The 14,260-nt window shown below is 68.6% G+C and carries 14 protein-coding genes and 1 pseudogene; 5 read left to right on the top strand and 10 right to left on the bottom strand.

What is annotated here, in order from left to right:
• Positions 1-30: 30 nt before the first annotated feature.
• Both F7R91_RS20225 and F7R91_RS20220 read right to left on the bottom strand, forming a co-directional pair.
• Positions 31-363 (bottom strand): plasmid stabilization protein, encoded by a 333-nt coding sequence (locus F7R91_RS20225; protein ID WP_150950475.1) that lies wholly within the window; start codon positions 361-363, stop codon positions 31-33.
• 85 nt (positions 364-448) lie between these two features.
• A complete protein-coding gene (locus F7R91_RS20220; RefSeq protein ID WP_150950474.1) occupies positions 449-1,507 on the bottom strand; it encodes a WD40/YVTN/BNR-like repeat-containing protein in 1,059 nt (352 codons plus the stop codon).
• Between the two features lie 308 nt (positions 1,508-1,815).
• On the opposite strand from F7R91_RS20220, the gene ssgD reads away from it, so the two are divergent.
• Positions 1,816-2,232 (top strand): spore wall synthesis regulator SsgD, encoded by a 417-nt coding sequence (ssgD, locus tag F7R91_RS20215; protein ID WP_150950473.1) that lies wholly within the window; start codon positions 1,816-1,818, stop codon positions 2,230-2,232.
• Positions 2,233-2,370: 138 nt separating this feature from the next.
• Here ssgD and F7R91_RS20210 read toward each other — a convergent pair whose 3' ends face one another.
• A complete protein-coding gene (locus F7R91_RS20210; protein WP_150950472.1) occupies positions 2,371-3,018 on the bottom strand; it encodes a GOLPH3/VPS74 family protein in 648 nt (215 codons plus the stop codon).
• A gap of 307 nt (positions 3,019-3,325) precedes the next feature.
• Here F7R91_RS20210 and F7R91_RS20205 point away from each other — a divergent pair.
• Positions 3,326-4,459: pseudogene (locus F7R91_RS20205) on the top strand (ATP-binding cassette domain-containing protein); the annotation flags it as partial.
• Between the two features lie 174 nt (positions 4,460-4,633).
• On the opposite strand, the gene F7R91_RS20200 reads toward F7R91_RS20205, so the two are convergent.
• From F7R91_RS20200 to F7R91_RS20175, 6 genes are all read right to left on the bottom strand, one after another.
• Positions 4,634-4,948 carry a MazG-like family protein gene (locus F7R91_RS20200; RefSeq protein WP_150950471.1) on the bottom strand — a complete coding sequence of 105 codons (315 nt, stop codon included), beginning with the start codon at positions 4,946-4,948 and terminating at the stop codon, positions 4,634-4,636.
• 38 nt (positions 4,949-4,986) lie between these two features.
• Positions 4,987-5,778 (bottom strand): endonuclease/exonuclease/phosphatase family protein, encoded by a 792-nt coding sequence (locus tag F7R91_RS20195; RefSeq protein WP_225320708.1) that lies wholly within the window; start codon positions 5,776-5,778, stop codon positions 4,987-4,989.
• Positions 5,660-6,397 (bottom strand): dTMP kinase, encoded by a 738-nt coding sequence (gene tmk, locus F7R91_RS20190; protein WP_225320704.1) that lies wholly within the window; start codon positions 6,395-6,397, stop codon positions 5,660-5,662. Before tmk ends, F7R91_RS20195 begins: the two co-directional genes overlap by 119 nt.
• Positions 6,394-7,503, bottom strand: a complete 1,110-nt coding sequence (locus tag F7R91_RS20185; RefSeq protein WP_150950470.1) for a radical SAM protein — start codon at positions 7,501-7,503, stop codon at positions 6,394-6,396. Before F7R91_RS20185 ends, tmk begins: the two co-directional genes overlap by 4 nt.
• Before the next feature lie 288 nt (positions 7,504-7,791).
• Positions 7,792-8,373, bottom strand: coding sequence for a hypothetical protein (locus F7R91_RS20180; protein WP_150950469.1), 582 nt, complete (start codon positions 8,371-8,373; stop codon positions 7,792-7,794).
• A gap of 235 nt (positions 8,374-8,608) precedes the next feature.
• Positions 8,609-9,793 (bottom strand): helix-turn-helix domain-containing protein, encoded by a 1,185-nt coding sequence (locus F7R91_RS20175; RefSeq protein WP_150950468.1) that lies wholly within the window; start codon positions 9,791-9,793, stop codon positions 8,609-8,611.
• Positions 9,794-9,883: 90 nt separating this feature from the next.
• Between F7R91_RS20175 and F7R91_RS20170 the strand changes: the two genes are divergently transcribed.
• Both F7R91_RS20170 and F7R91_RS20165 read left to right on the top strand, forming a co-directional pair.
• Positions 9,884-10,435 carry a flavoprotein gene (locus tag F7R91_RS20170; RefSeq protein ID WP_150950467.1) on the top strand — a complete coding sequence of 184 codons (552 nt, stop codon included), beginning with the start codon at positions 9,884-9,886 and terminating at the stop codon, positions 10,433-10,435.
• Positions 10,436-10,818: 383 nt separating this feature from the next.
• Complete coding sequence (locus F7R91_RS20165; protein ID WP_150950466.1) at positions 10,819-11,196, top strand: hypothetical protein; 378 nt, start codon at positions 10,819-10,821, stop codon at positions 11,194-11,196.
• 616 nt (positions 11,197-11,812) lie between these two features.
• Here F7R91_RS20165 and F7R91_RS20160 read toward each other — a convergent pair.
• On the bottom strand, positions 11,813-12,439 hold the full coding sequence (locus F7R91_RS20160; protein WP_150950465.1) for a hemopexin repeat-containing protein: 627 nt from the start codon (positions 12,437-12,439) through the stop codon (positions 11,813-11,815).
• Between the two features lie 239 nt (positions 12,440-12,678).
• Between F7R91_RS20160 and F7R91_RS20155 the strand changes: the two genes are divergently transcribed.
• A complete protein-coding gene (locus F7R91_RS20155; protein ID WP_150950464.1) occupies positions 12,679-14,247 on the top strand; it encodes a S8 family peptidase in 1,569 nt (522 codons plus the stop codon).
• Positions 14,248-14,260: the final 13 nt, after the last annotated feature.

Here is a 14,260-nt window from a genome sequence, read left to right as displayed (position 1 = left end):
CGAGCGTACGCGGCCGGGCCGGCCCGGCGGTCAGCTTTTCTTTCCGGCCAGCGCGCGCTGGAGCTGGCGCTTGTTCATGTCCGAACGGCCCTGGATGTTCCGCTTCCTGGCCTCCTCGTACAGCTGGTCGTACGTGGGACCCTGGGAGCCCTTGCCGGACCGCCTGCCGCCCCGCTCGCCGGACGACATGTCCCGGACCGAGGTGCGGCTCGCGGTCTTCGACTCGCCGGACCGGGCGCGTTCCTTGTTCACCGTGCGGGCCGCGATCTCCTCGGCCCGCCCGGTGCTCTCGCCGCGGTCCTGCGCGCTCTTCTTGATGTGTTCGTACTGGCGCTCCCGCTTGGGGCTGGACCCGCGTGGCATGTCGCTCACTCCTCTCACGTCCCCCTCTCACGTCCGGAGGGACGGGTGCCCACCTCGGCGGGCACATGCGGCATACCGGCGCGCGTCACCGCTCCAGCCGGGCCACCCGCCCCTTCTCGCCCGAGGCCCAGCAGCCCAGGTCGGCCGTGCAGTCCACGGTGTCGTACGAGCCCGTGTCCACCGTGCGCCAGGTGCGGCCGCCGTCCGTGGTCAGGTCGGTGCCCGTGGGGCCGACCGCGAGGGCGGCCCTGCGGCTGTGCGGGAGCCAGGCGACCCCGGAGCGGTAGGCGGGCGGCGGTTCGGCGGCGGGCAGCCAGGTGCGGCCGCCGTCGGCGGTGCGCGCGGCGGCCCGCGGTGAGGGCTGGTCCGCACGGTAGTCGCCGCCCACCGCGAGACCGTGCGTACGGTCACGGAAGGCGAGCGCGAACACACCGCGGGCCGGGTCGCCCGCCGGGACCGGCGTGTCGGTGGCCGTCCAGGTCAGCCCGCGGTCGTCCGAATGCAGCACACGCGCGCGTGCGGCCCCGCCCGTGGCCAGCCAGACGTCCTTCGGCCCGGAGCTGACCAGGCACTGGCCACTGGCCGCGAACCCGGCCTCGCCGTCCTGCGCGGCCGGCATCCCCCCGCTCGGCAGCACCGTCCAGGAGCGCCCGCCGTCCCGGGTGGACAGGATGCGGAACGTGCCGTCGACCGGGTCGCTCATCGCCAGGCCGTGGCGGCGGTCGAAGAAGGTGAGGCAGTCGTAGAAGGCCTTGGCGTCGGTGTTGCGGAAGGACTCGGTCCAGGTCGCCCCGCCGTCGTCGGTGCGGTAGACACGGGACGCCTCCCCCTCCCCGATGGCCAGCACCACGGCCCGGCGCGCGTCGAACGCCTCGATGTCCCGGAACTGGAGTTCCGCGGCACCCGGCGGGGAGACGTCGCGCCAGGTGGCCCCGCCGTCCGTGGTGCGCAGGACGGTGCCCCGGGTTCCGGACACCCAGGCGGTGTCCCGGCTCACGGCCGACAGGCCGCGGAACCGCACGTCCTCGGTGCCGCTGTCCTTGAGTTCCCAGTGCGGCGCCCCGGGCCCTGACTCCCGCGCCTGCGCGGGTACGGCCGTCAGGGCGGCCAGCACCGCCACACAGACCGTCCCCAGCGCCGCCACCCTCCTCGTACGTCCCGCCCGTGCCGGTCGTGTCGTGCGTCGCGTGTTCCCCAAGCGCCTCATGGCGGGGGAAGCTAGTCCACGGCCCACGCCCCGTCCAGATGGCCGCGATCACCCTTGCGAAGGCGGAGCGGTGGGCACAACTGCCCCTGGGGGCACGGGAAATGGACCGGATCATTTCTGTGCAGGAGAACGGTGACCGAGGTCACTCGACTTCCATGTATACGGATTGGCTGATTCCGACGTCTCTTCCAGTGCCCGGCCCGATCCACCGGCCGTCCGTCCAGCCGTCACAAGGGAGCAAGGCGTTGTCCACCGTCATCGAGCAGACCGTCGAGGCCCGCCTCGTCGCCGCCGCGCCGCGGATGCCGAGCATTCCGGCCACCCTGCACTACGACCGTTGCGATCCGTTCGCGGTCCGCATGACCTTCCCCGCCCCGGCCACGCTGGAGGGAGTCGAGGTCTGCTGGACCTTCAGCCGCGAACTGCTCTCGGCGGGCATCGAGGAGCCCCAGGGCCACGGCGACGTACGGGTCCGGCCGTACGGATACGACCGCACCGTCATGGAGTTCCACGCCCCCGAGGGCACCGCCGTCGTACACGTCCGCACGGGCGAGCTGCGCCGGTTCCTCAAGGCCGCGGACGAGCTGGTGCCCGCCGGTCTGGAGCATCTGCAGCTCGACCTGGACCACGGCCTGGCGGAGCTGATGCGGGACGCCTGCTGAAGCGGCGTCCGACGGGCTCGCCGTAGCCGAGCGCTTCCTCCGGCGCGCCCCGCGTCCCCTTGCCCAGCAGCTCCCGCACGGCACGGAGGACGAACGCGAACATGATCGTCCCCGGGTCGACGGCCCCGGGGACGAAGCTCATCGGGCCGCCGACGCGGCCGACTTGCGCACCTCCTGGACGACGGTGCGCAGCACCGGAGCCGCCGCCCCGACCCGCTCGGTCAGTGCCTCGACGCGCTCCTCGGGCAGGCCACGCTCCTCGCCGGGCAGCAGCATGCCGGGCTCCGCGGCGGCGGCCAGCACGACGAGGGCCGCGTCCCGCTCGGAGACCTCCGCGACCGGCACCGGCCCCAGCAGAACCTCCCGCGCCTCCTCCCGCAGCGCGTCCACGACGGCGCCGCGTTCCAGGGCGTACTCCACCGTCGGGAAGACCCCGAGGACCCGCTTCTTCTCCGCCCGCAGACATCCCTCGGCGGTCAGCTGCTCCCGTACGGCGTCCAGGGTGACCCGCGCCCGCAGGGTCACCCAGGACCGCCAGCGGTGCGGCCGGGATTCCCGGACCAGTTCGAGCAGCCGGTCGAGGACGGCGTCCCCGGTGCGGGAGTCCAGGTCGGCGGGCGTGGCGATGCCCTCCTCGTCGACGAGCAGCCCGCGCCGGGCCAGTTCGGTGAGGGCGCCGGCCCTGACCAGCCGGGGCAGGCGGGCGGCGCCGGAGGCCTCCGTTCCCAGGGTGTCCCAGGCCAGCAGGCACAGCCGGGCCGGGAGCGAGAGCGAGCCGAGGGGCACGGGATCTCCTTCGTGCGGTGCGGTCGGGGCTCACGTTAATTCGTTGACACGCCCCGGGGCCGCTCGTACGGTGTGTGGCGGTCCTGTTGCCGTCGAATGGAGAAGGACGTTGCTCGTCTGAGGTCCTGAGACACCGTCACACATCAGCTGTGTGCACCGCGTGCGACCTCGGCATTCGAGCCGTCCCCGACGAACAGGGCTTTTCTCGTGCCCTTGGGTCCTCCCTCCGCTCGGTGGCCGTGGTCGCCCTCCAGTGTCTCGACACGCGTTTGCCCCCCGACCGCATCAAGCAACCGCGGAGACCCCTATGTCCACGTCCATCACCTGTACGTCCCTGTCCTTCACCTGGCCCGACGGCACCCCCGTCCTCGACGGTCTCGACGTGGCCTTCGGCCCCGGCAGGACCGGACTCGTCGGCGTCAACGGCTCGGGAAAATCAACCCTGTTGAAGCTGATCGCCGGGGAGCTCACGCCGGCGGACGGCACTGTGCGCGTCACCGGCGAGGTGGGCCATCTCCCGCAGAACGTCACGCTCGACACCGGCCTCAGGGTCGACGAGGCACTCGGCATCGCCGCACGGCGGGGCGCGCTGCACGCCATCGAGGCGGGCGACGCGGCCGAGGAGCACTTCGAGACGGTCGGCGACGACTGGGACGTCGAGGAGCGCGCCCTCGCCACGCTCGGCGAACTCGGTCTCGGCCACATCGGGCTGGACCGCACCGTCGGCGAGGTGTCGGGCGGCGAGTCGGTGCTGCTGCGCCTTGCCGCGCTGCTGCTGCGCCGCCCGGACGTCCTGCTGCTCGACGAGCCCACCAACAACCTCGACCTGTACGCCCGCAGACGCCTGTACACGGCCGTCGCCTCCTGGCCCGGAGTGCTGGTCGTGGTCAGTCACGACCGTGGGCTCCTGGAACTCGTCGACCAGATCGCCGATCTGCGCTCCGGGGAGATCACCTGGTACGGCGGCAACTTCTCGGCGTACCAGGAGGCCCTCGCCACGGAACAGGAGGCGGCGGAGCGGATGGTGCGGGTAGCGGAGGCCGACTTCCGCAAGCAGAAGCGCGAACTGGAGGACGCCCAGGTCAAGTTGGCCCGCCGTAAGCGGTACGGGCAGAAGATGTGGGACCAGAAGCGCGAGCCGAAGATCGTCATGGGAGCACGCAAACGCGCCGCCCAGGTCTCCTCGGGCAAGCACCGCATCATGCACGAGGAGAAGCTCAGCGACGCGAAGGAGCGGCTCGACGAGGCGGTGGAGGCCGTGCGGGACGACGACGAGATCCGGGTCGAGCTGCCGTACACGGCCGTACCGCCGGGCCGTACCGTCCTCACCCTCCAGGACCTCCGGCTCGCGTACGGCGCACGCGTGGCCGGCGGCCTCGAACTGCGCGGACCCGAGCGGGTCGCGCTGATCGGACGCAACGGCGCGGGCAATCCGACACTTGAGATTTAGCACATATAAGACCTGTCCGGCAAGCGCGAGCAGCCCGCCGCCAGAGGCTTCCTGCTCCTCAGGTGCGACAGCGCTGCGGGTGCGCCGAAAGGCCCCGCCCATCCGCCGGGGAGCAGAAGAGCGGGGCCGTTCAGGGGGCCAGACGCGATCAGGCCCCCGGCTCCATCATGTGAGCGAGCGGTCGGCGATGTGCTGGAGCCGCTCCTCGAACACCTTCCGCGCGTCCGGAGTGAGCGAGGCGAGAGCGATGAGGGCCGTGATCGTGACGTCGCAGAGCTCTTTCTGAACGTCATCGAACGTATGGCTTGCGCCCTTCCTCGGGTTCGTCCCCATTGCTCCGTGCAGGGCCTCGGCGACCTCGCCGAACTCCTCGCCGATCTTTAGCACGCGCATGACCTTCGCCATGTCGCCAGTCACCGCGCTCTCGGCGTCCAGCCAGTCACGGAGCCGGTCGACGTGGTCCCAGGTCGTTCCGTCCATCAGGTTCTCCAAAGGGGGGTGTACGTGCGGTGGTCGGGTCAGAAGAGGGCGCCAGCCGTGCCCGTGGGGTTGCCCACCGGTAGCTGCTCAACGGGCGTCACATCGAGCTGCACGGCGAGTGTGGAGTGATCGGTGAGCCTGTCCGTACGGGTGCGGGGCTCGTGGAGGTAGAGGCACCCGCGCACCGCGCCGGCCAAGCCGACGGAGACGTGGGCGTGGTCGTACCGGTAGCCGTCCCCGGTGCGACCGACCCACGAGTATTCGGTAGCCGTCGGGGCCAGGTGCCGGAACGCGTCGACGTATCCGGCCTCCTCCAGCCCCTCGTAGAAGGCGTACTCGAACGGCTTGAAGAACGGATACCGCGGCTCGTGCTTCGGCTCCAGGATGTTGAAGTCCCCGATGATGAGCCGGGCCCCCGTCGTGCCGCGCGGGATCACCCGCTCGGCCTCCTGGAGGAACTGGCGTTTGCGCTCCGTCTTCGCCTCCGTCGCGTCCCGGGAGGGGACGTAGAGGCCGATGATGTCGAGCGGCCCGGCCTCGGTCGCGACAGTCACCGAGACGGCGCGGTGCGGCAGGTAGCCGAAGCGAACACCGGAGCCCTCAATGGGCACACGGCTTACGATCATCACACCGCGCTCTCCGCGCTCCGGCCGGGGGAAAGTGACGTGGTACCCGGCAGTCCAGAACTGGGCGGCCAGGAACTCGCAGCCCTCACTCGGTGCCGTCTCCGTCAGCACCAAGACGTGTTCCGGCCGGGACGCCAGATACGAGAGCTGCCGCTCCGCCCGCTCCCTGGACGGGTTGTTGAGGTTGAACGTCAGCACTTCCAGCGTCATGAGGCTTCCTGCTCCGCAGTGCGAGGACCTCGCCCGCGACGATGCGCGCGAGTGTTTCCGGGTCGGTGGCGGTGGCGTCCAGCTCCAGGACGTTCACGCCGCGGTCAGTGAGGAACGTAGCGGCATCGGCGAACAGCCCGTACTCGACTCGGGTACTTCCGGGCTGCCGCTCGTACCGACTGTGGGCGCCGCGGGCCGTGAGCCGGTCCGCGATCACGTCCGGGTGACCGGTGACGAACACCGCCAGGTCGGGGAGGTCGGCCGACTCGTTGAGCTGCCACACGAGGTCACGGTCCAGGCCGTCCATGACCTGAAGCACTAGCGACGAGGCGATGTACCGGTCACAGACGACGATCTCGCCACGGGCGAGCGCCGGCCTGATCTCCGTCTCCAGGTGCTGGTACCGGTCGGCGGCGATGAGGTGCGCCATGGTCCGGCCCCGATAGGTGTCGGTGCCGTGGCGCGCCAGGTTCCCTAACGGCGCGTCGGTCGGCTCGCGCGTCTCATGCACCACGAGACCGGATTCCCGGAGGACGGCGGCGAGGGCTCCAGTGAGCGTGGACTTGCCGACGCCGCCGGGGCCGTCGAGGGTGACGAACAGCCCGCCGGTCACGAGACACCGACCACGGGCAGGACACGCGTCTGGCGGGGCACGACGGGGCACTGTTCGCTGTCGACGGCTCCGATGCGGTATCCGGCCGCGACGACGGCGGCCGGGCAGCCCTTCCCGCACTCGGAGGACATCGAGCAGCCGCCGCACGTGTCGTTGGCGCCGAGATCCCACCGCTCGTGGAAGCGGTACGCGTCCAGACGGGCCGCGATGTCGTCGTGCTCCCACACGTTGCCGACGATGAAGTCCGTGTCGGGATGCTTGCTGGCCCTGGTCCTGGCGGCGAACACGAGGTACGGGCAGACTGCCACCTCGCCCTGCGTAAACACGTAGATGATCGTGCCCGCCTCGCAACCGCTGAGCGGCTTGCCGTCGTTGGGGAACCGGATGTGGACCATGTCCAGGCCCTCGTCGACGAACGGCATCGTCAGGTCCCGGATGTGCCGCATGTGGTCGTCAGGACGGCGCAGCTTCTTCGCCGACCGCTGGCCGCGCCCCATCTCGCCGAGCGGGTTCATCAGCACGTACCTCGCGCCGTGCTCCTTGGCGAACGCACACAGCTCCGCGTACTCCTCGTCGTCGGCGAGGTTGTTCGGCGTGCACAGCAGGCCCTGCAACAGACCCGCAGCGGCGAACTTCTTCACCGTGTCCACGGTCACGTAGAACGACTCCGGGTCCCCTCGGAACTTGCCGTGGCTTTCGCAGGCGAAGCCGTCGAGGGACACGTTGACGTGGACATCCCCGATCTCCACCAGCTCGGCGATCTGCTCGTCGGACGTGAGCGTCGCGTTCGTGCACAGGCCGATGCTCATGCCGGCCGCGCGGAAGCGACGTACGACCTCGATCATGTCGGGGTGCATGAAGGGGTCGCCGCCGGTCAGCGTCACGCGGTCGACGCGCGCCTCAACGAGCTGCGGGATCACCCGGTCTGTGATCTGCTCTAGGGTCATGTACGTGCCACGCCGGGTCGCGTTGACGAAGCAGTGCCCGCACTTCAGGTTGCATCGCTCGTCGACCTGTACGAGCGCTTTGCGGCGTCCTGATTCGACGGTCGTGCGGAAGTAACAGGACGCGGCTTGTTCGTCGGTGATGATCAGTCGCGCGGTCATACGGACCTCCACGGATCGAAGTGGAATGCGCTCCGCAGCCGTACGGCCTAGGAGACGCAGACCCGCCCCAGGGCTCGACCTGTCCAGGGCTGGGGCCCGGGGCGGGAGTCTTAGCGACCCGTCCCGCCGGAGGCTTCCGTTCCTCCGGCGGGACGAGCGTCTGTGGACCCTGCGGCCAGTCCTTCCTGTTCCCGGCCGGAGGGAGTTCGAGGCGCGCCCCTGACCCTGCGGTCGCCATGGGGGCGCGTCAGTTCGGTTTCCTCACGAGCACCAGGGCGAGGACCGGCGCTACTGCTGCTCTTCCGCCATCAGATGCCTGCCGGCCCCGATGAACCGGGCCACAGTCAGTGGTGTGCACAGCTCGCCCATCGACTCCATGGGCACCGACCAGTACGAGGCGAGGGCGTGCGGTTCCTGCCTGGTGAGCCTGGGTACGCCGAGAACGGTTCCTCGGCCCAGGGCATCGACGTCCATGACGCGCCAGTCGTCAACCGCCGCACGCCAAGACGTGGGCACGCTCGCCGGCACGAGGACGTAGTAGCGCTGGTGGCGAGGGTCGCAGATGACGGGGCCGCCGCCCAGGGCGTCGTTGAGCGTGGCGTCGATCTCCCGGGAGGGCAGGGAGTGTGCGCCGGTCACGGCGAGCACAAGCCGTCCGGGTAGCCGGATCGCAGAGAACAGGGTGCCCAGGGGCAGCATGACCACACCCTGCGTGTTCCACTCCTGGCGGCCGCGCCCCGGCTCGGCGAGGCTGGACAGGAGCCAGTGTTCGGCGGCGAGTCTCCGGTCGGCGCTCGAATGCACCAGCGTTCCCGGCTCTGGCTCGATGGGCCGCAGTGCCGCGGTTCCCAGTTGCGCTGTAGGTTTCATGGTGTCGGCGCTCCTTCGCAGCGTTGGCCGGCCCCGGAGTCGTTCGCGCGGCTGCCGGGGCGCATCCTGCGGCGACGGCGGCAGGCCGCGAGGTTGTGCAGGCTGATGCTGTTCGGAACGGTCCGAGCATGCGTCATCGCGCTGTCCCTGCCTCGTCGTTGACCAGGTGTGAGAACAGCGTGACGCTGCGAGAAGAGGGGAACGCTCACAGTTTTGTGAGCGTTGTGAGCATGAGCTACAGGCCGACCCAGGCCGCCATGTGGTTGAGCGTGTCCGGCGTGCGTCGAGCCTGGTGCACCAGTCCGGTGATCGTCTCGCGGGCAGCTGGGTGGTAGCGGGTCTGCTCCGGCGCGATTTTGCGGGCCTCGACGAGATGCTCCAGTGCCTTCTCGGTGTGGCCGGTCTCCATCTCGGTGCGCGCTTGGTCAATCAGGAAGTGCGCCCGGCGCGACGTAGCCAGTCGCGACGGGAGCTTCATCCGTCGGGCTTGCTTCAGTGCGTCGTCGTACTGGCGCATCTCGACGGCGGCGGACATCTTGTGCAGGGCGACGTTGGCCGGGCCGAAGCTCAGCCAGTGCACGTCGGAGGCGTCGCCGATCCGTTTCGCGATCCGGCGCGCCTCCCCGATGTGCAGGTTCACCGCGGTCTTGTCCTCGGCGCGCGCGCAGATCACCGACGCTCCGAGGTGGAGTTGCCCTGCCACGGCCAGGGCCTCGCGGGTCTCCGCGGCCTGGCCCACGATGCCGTGGCCGGAGGCGACGAGCCGCTGCCCGATCCGGTACTCGCCTTCCCGGAAGTACACCAGCGCCCGCATGTACTGCCGTACTGCGCCGAGGCACGGATCGGAGGCGCGTTCCGCTGCCCACGCCATGCGGTCCAGGGCGACGGCGGACAGGTCGTAGTAGCCGAGCTTCACACTGATGTCGTGTGCGGTCCGGTAGGTCGAGGCGAGCGCCTGCCACAGAGTGGTGGAAGGCGTCGACCACGCGGAGTGAGTGAGTTCCGCCATCAGGCCCGGCAGCTTCCGCGCCGCGGTCCGCAGGTGCGTCGCCCGGACGTCTGCGCACAGCTGGTCCGCGCCCGCGATGAGCTTTTCTGCCGTCCGCACGGTGAGATCCGGGTTGGGGCCGAGGTCGTACAGGTCCAGGGCTTCACGGATCGGCCGCACCAGTTCGGCGAGGCGGTCGCGCTGCAATTCGGACACGTACGGCTGCCCGGTCAGCACCGTGACGTCAACGTTGAGGGCCTTCGCGCACGCAGCCACAAAGTCCGCCGTCGCCGGACGGGCACCACACTCCACCTGGTTGAGCAAGCTGTACGAGTAAGGCAGCAGGTCGGCCAGCTGGCGTTGCGTGAGCCTGGACAGTCTGCGCTGTTCCTTGATGCGGGCGCCCGTGTGGTTGTCGTCCAGTGTGGGCATACTGGTCTCCGTTCTGAGCAGCCACTTGGAACAGTACCCGCCCCCGACTCTCCTCAGAGCGGGGGCGGTTGCATGTGGTCGTATATGCGCATGACGACAACTGACCGTGTGCTCTACCTGTTCGGCTCGGCAGCCCCACCCGTCTTCGACGTCGCGAACGTGATCCACGATGCCCACGCCCGTGGCTTCGACGTGTGCCTCGGCCTCACCCCGACTGCCGCACGCTGGCTCGCACCCCAGCTGGCCGAGCTGGAGCGGCTGACCGGTCACCCGGTGCGCAGCGAGTACAAGATGCCCGGCGAGCCGGACGTGTGGCCGCCGGCGGAAGTGATCGCTGTGGCGCCAGCGACTTTCAACACGGTCAACTCGTGGGCGCTGGGCCTCACTCACGACTTCGTGGTGGGGGTCGTCGCGGAAGGCATCGGCAAGCAGATCCCGACCGTGACGATGCCATGCGTGAACGCGGCCTACGTGCAGCACCGGCAGTTCGAGCGGAGCGTCGCCGAACTGCGCGCCATGGGCGTGACCGTCCTGTACGGCGAGGGCGGATTCGTACCCAACCAGCCCGGCCAGGGCAAGCCTAAGGAGTACCCCTGGCATCTGCTTCTCGAAGCGGCAGAAGATGCGCACCGTCGCAGGTGACGAGCGAGGTGGGCACAGCACGCTGCCCCGACCGCTACGGGGGATGCGGCCGGGGCAGCGTGCAGCGCCCCGCGGCAGCACGGGCGCGACCATCACCCGGGGGAGGCGAGCCTGGGGCGACGCCAGGGAGGTGATCGGGCGACCACAATGCGCCACCCTGGCCAGAACGCGCAATACGTGAAACACGAAAAAAGATCCCCACCTCCCGAAGGCAGCAGGGATGCCGAGGCGTAACAGTTGGGTCAGTGCCGACGGAAGCGCTCGGGGTTCAAATCTTCCATGCGGCCACCATGCAGTCGCGACACAAGTCCTGCCAGCGAAGACCCACATCGGGCACGTGAATGCGGCGGGTGGCTACGGCTGGAGCCCCGCACGCCGAACCCATGCCCTACACACCAGGGACAGAAATCATCTACCAGCTGGCGGCCGACGGCGACCTGACCAAAGGGCTCGCCACCGACATCCTCGAGCCGGTAGACGGGACGGTCATCGTCCCCCTTGACCCTCGCGAGTGCAGCAAGCGGCTGCCGCCGGCCATGACGCAGATGGCCATCCACCAGATGGTCAACGGGTCGTGGCGCCGCAGGCTGACTCACGACGGCCGCATGAATCGGACCGCGCAGGACCTCGGTCTGGCCATCTCCCGGTGGGAGCGCGTGCCAAGCCATGAGCTCCCGCAGGACTTCATCGTCGTCGCGATCGAGGAGGAGGGGAGCTGCGTCATGCTCATCGACGAGGACGAGTGCACGAAACGCCTGTAGAACGACATGAACCTCCTCCTCCACCGGGCCGCCGGTGACGGACTGTGGATTCAGGTCTGGTTCCGGCACAAGCCAGCGCTACTCGGGCATGGCTCACGTACCGGGCTCATCCTGCCGACCGCATCGCTGGTAGCGGTGTAACCACCCGCTAAAGCCCTTACCCGGTGTGAGGCCCTTCGACGGCCGGGGTTCTGCCGAGCATAAGTCGAGACCAGGCCTCGTAGCCGCCCACAATGATCGCAATGCAGCGGCTATTTTCGACAGGGACTGAGGGGACCACTTGGGCAGCGCGAACCGGGACCACGTTGCTCCGTTCGTGAAGGTGGTGACACCATCACAGGTTCATGATCGGCAACGAGAATGGGGGCCACCTCTATCGGGTGACTTCTGCCGTGGTCTACATGAAGTCGTGTGTCCGTGTCGGCGGGAGCGGGTCGAGTGGCTAGGTTGGGGGGCTGTGTCCCTGACAGGCATGGCTTGGGCGCCCCCGGTCTTGTGTGTGGGCCATGGGCGCTTGTTCGCGTTCGCGGCTGGCCCACGCAGGGGCGATCTGGTCGGCGGTGGGACTCAAGGACGATGCGGCTGGCTCTGACACTCTCGATTGACGGATGTCCCGTCAAGACCCGATTGCACCGCGGAGGTTCCAGGCAGAGATGTGGATGGGCCCCTGCACCGCGCCCGTGGACCAGTAGCGCCGTACATATTGAGGGCCTCTGAAAAAATATGCCTTGCCCTGGTGTGCCCCCTCGCCGTTCAGGGCTGCGTGCACGCCTCTCCGGAAGGTTCCCGGCAGGCTCCAGGGGGATTGAGGCGACGGACCCTCCGTCTGCCCTGTGGCCCAGTCGTAAGTGACGTACTGGTCGTCCTTGAAGAAGTACGCCTTTCCGGCGTAGGCGCCCTGACCGTCGATCGCCGTGTCAATACCGGAAGCAAAGGACGGCGGCAGATTCCACTGGGAAAGTGGACCCGGGTCACTGCCCTGGTTCGTGTTCCAGTCGTAGGTGACATACTTGTCGCCTCGGAAAAAGTACGCCTTGCCCTGATGCTGCGCACCCCCGTTTAGTGCGGCGTCCACGCCGGTCGTAAACGCCCCCGGCAGGTTCCAGCCAGACACATAGAACGGGCCGTAATCGGCTCGATCCAGCGCCCAGTCGTAGCGCACGTACCGGTCGTCCCTGAAGAAATAGGCCTTGCCTGCGTAGGCTCCCCGGCCGTTGAGTGCCGTGTCGAAGATGTAGGCCATGCGATCTCCGCTGTTGAGAAGGACTGGTGCCGGACCGCGCCGGTCTCCGGTTACCCGAGGTCGCCGAGCGGATTTCGAATTCGATGTGCATTCGCCGACAGCAGCATGCTTCCACCCGACTCGTCTCTTCGCATCCCGGGGCAGTCGAGGCTGATAAGTTGCAGCCCTCGAACCACAGGTCAAGTGGGCACGGCCGCTTGCAAAATGTGCTTGCACGCGAATGGGGCTAGCCTCTAGGTATGACCACGAATCGTTGTCCGGTCGAGTTGGAGCTTGACACCGAGACGCTCGTCATCCTTGACGAGACCCGTCTACTTCTGGGCTTCCGTGAGCCGCAGGAACACGAAGCACTCGAGGCATGTTTGCGGGAACTGGACCTGGAACTGGAACCGAGCGACTCGGCGGAGAGCAAGAGATTCCAGGGAGAGATCGTCAGTCACACCGATCGTCTCTTCTGGGTCTGCTCGTCACTCGGGGAAGCCATCGAGGGTGAACTCTATGACGCCGTCGAGGCGGCGTTCGACGAGCAGTTGGAATGGATCGGTCCGGTCTATCACCATCCTCATGTGCCCGGGCGGGCCGGCCTCCAATGCCCGCTGCCGAACGCTCTGTTGGTCAAGGAGGGCGTTGTCGAGGCGCCGCTGCCGACCGACATCGAACTGCGGGAGGACGAGTTCAGGTCGCGCTACCTGCCCGGCTATCGCTATTACACGATCGTCGACCCCCGGAGCCACCCCGCCCACGAAGTCCGGGCTCGGCTGCTGGAGCATGAGAGGTACGACTCCAACGGCGTGCTGTTCGAGAACATGGCGATGCTGTACCCGTACACGTTTGAGCCGGTCGACACGTTCTACAAGCCCGATGCCGCGACGGGGTACCGAGGGCAGTGGAACCTGGTCAAGACTCATATCGCGGGCCCCGGGCGGACGGCCTGGGATCTGCACATGGGCCAGGGCACGATCGCCGTCATCGATTCGGGGTGCGATCTGAGCCATTCCGACCTGTACTTCGTCGGTGGCCTCGGCGGCCCGAACAACATCGGCGATGACAATCCGAGCCTGCCCGGGTTCGCGCGCGGTCACGGCACGATGGTCGCGGGTGTCGCCGCGGCCACCACCCACAACCTCAAGGGAGTCGCCGGCGTCGCCGGCTACGGCGCCAAGGTCATGCCCCTCGCGTTCACGACGCTCACTGACGGCTGGTTCGTGCATCTGCTCACCTTCGCGGTGGACAACGGTGCCGACGTGATCAACATGAGCTTCAGCATGCCGTCGTGGGGCAGTTTGGTCGCGGTCGATCAGGCTCTCACGCGGGCTTACAACAGCAACATCGTCCTGTGCGCTTCATCCGGAAACAGCGGCGGAGCAGTGGGGTTTCCGGCTTCCCACAAGCACGTCATCGCCTGCGGCGCGACCGACGCGACCGACTCAAGGGCCGCGTTCTCGAGCAAGGGCAGCGCACTGTCGGTCATGGCGCCCGGGGTCGACATCCCTACGACGGCCGTGCGGGGGACGGGGAACCTCTCGGACCTCGACCGCCGCGACTGGTTGTCGGACTTCTGGGGTACGTCACCGGCCGCCGCCCACGTGTCCGGCCTCGCGGCGCTGCTGCTGAGCGTCGATCCGTCGCTGACCCCCGACGAGGTGCGGGCCATCATCGAGGGCACCGCGGACCGGGTGCCCCTCTCCTGGATCTACGACCAGGTGAGTGCAAACGGCCCTCGGAACGCTGACTTCGGACACGGCCGCATCAACGCCCTGGACGCGCTACTCGCGGCACTGCCCCCGCGCCTGCGCCGCAAGCCGTAGCAGGACTGAGAGG

Source organism: Streptomyces luteolifulvus (assembly GCF_008806595.1).
GTDB classification, from domain to species: Bacteria; Actinomycetota; Actinomycetes; order Streptomycetales; family Streptomycetaceae; genus Streptomyces; species Streptomyces luteolifulvus.
This window is presented reverse-complemented; position numbering and strand designations above follow the sequence as displayed.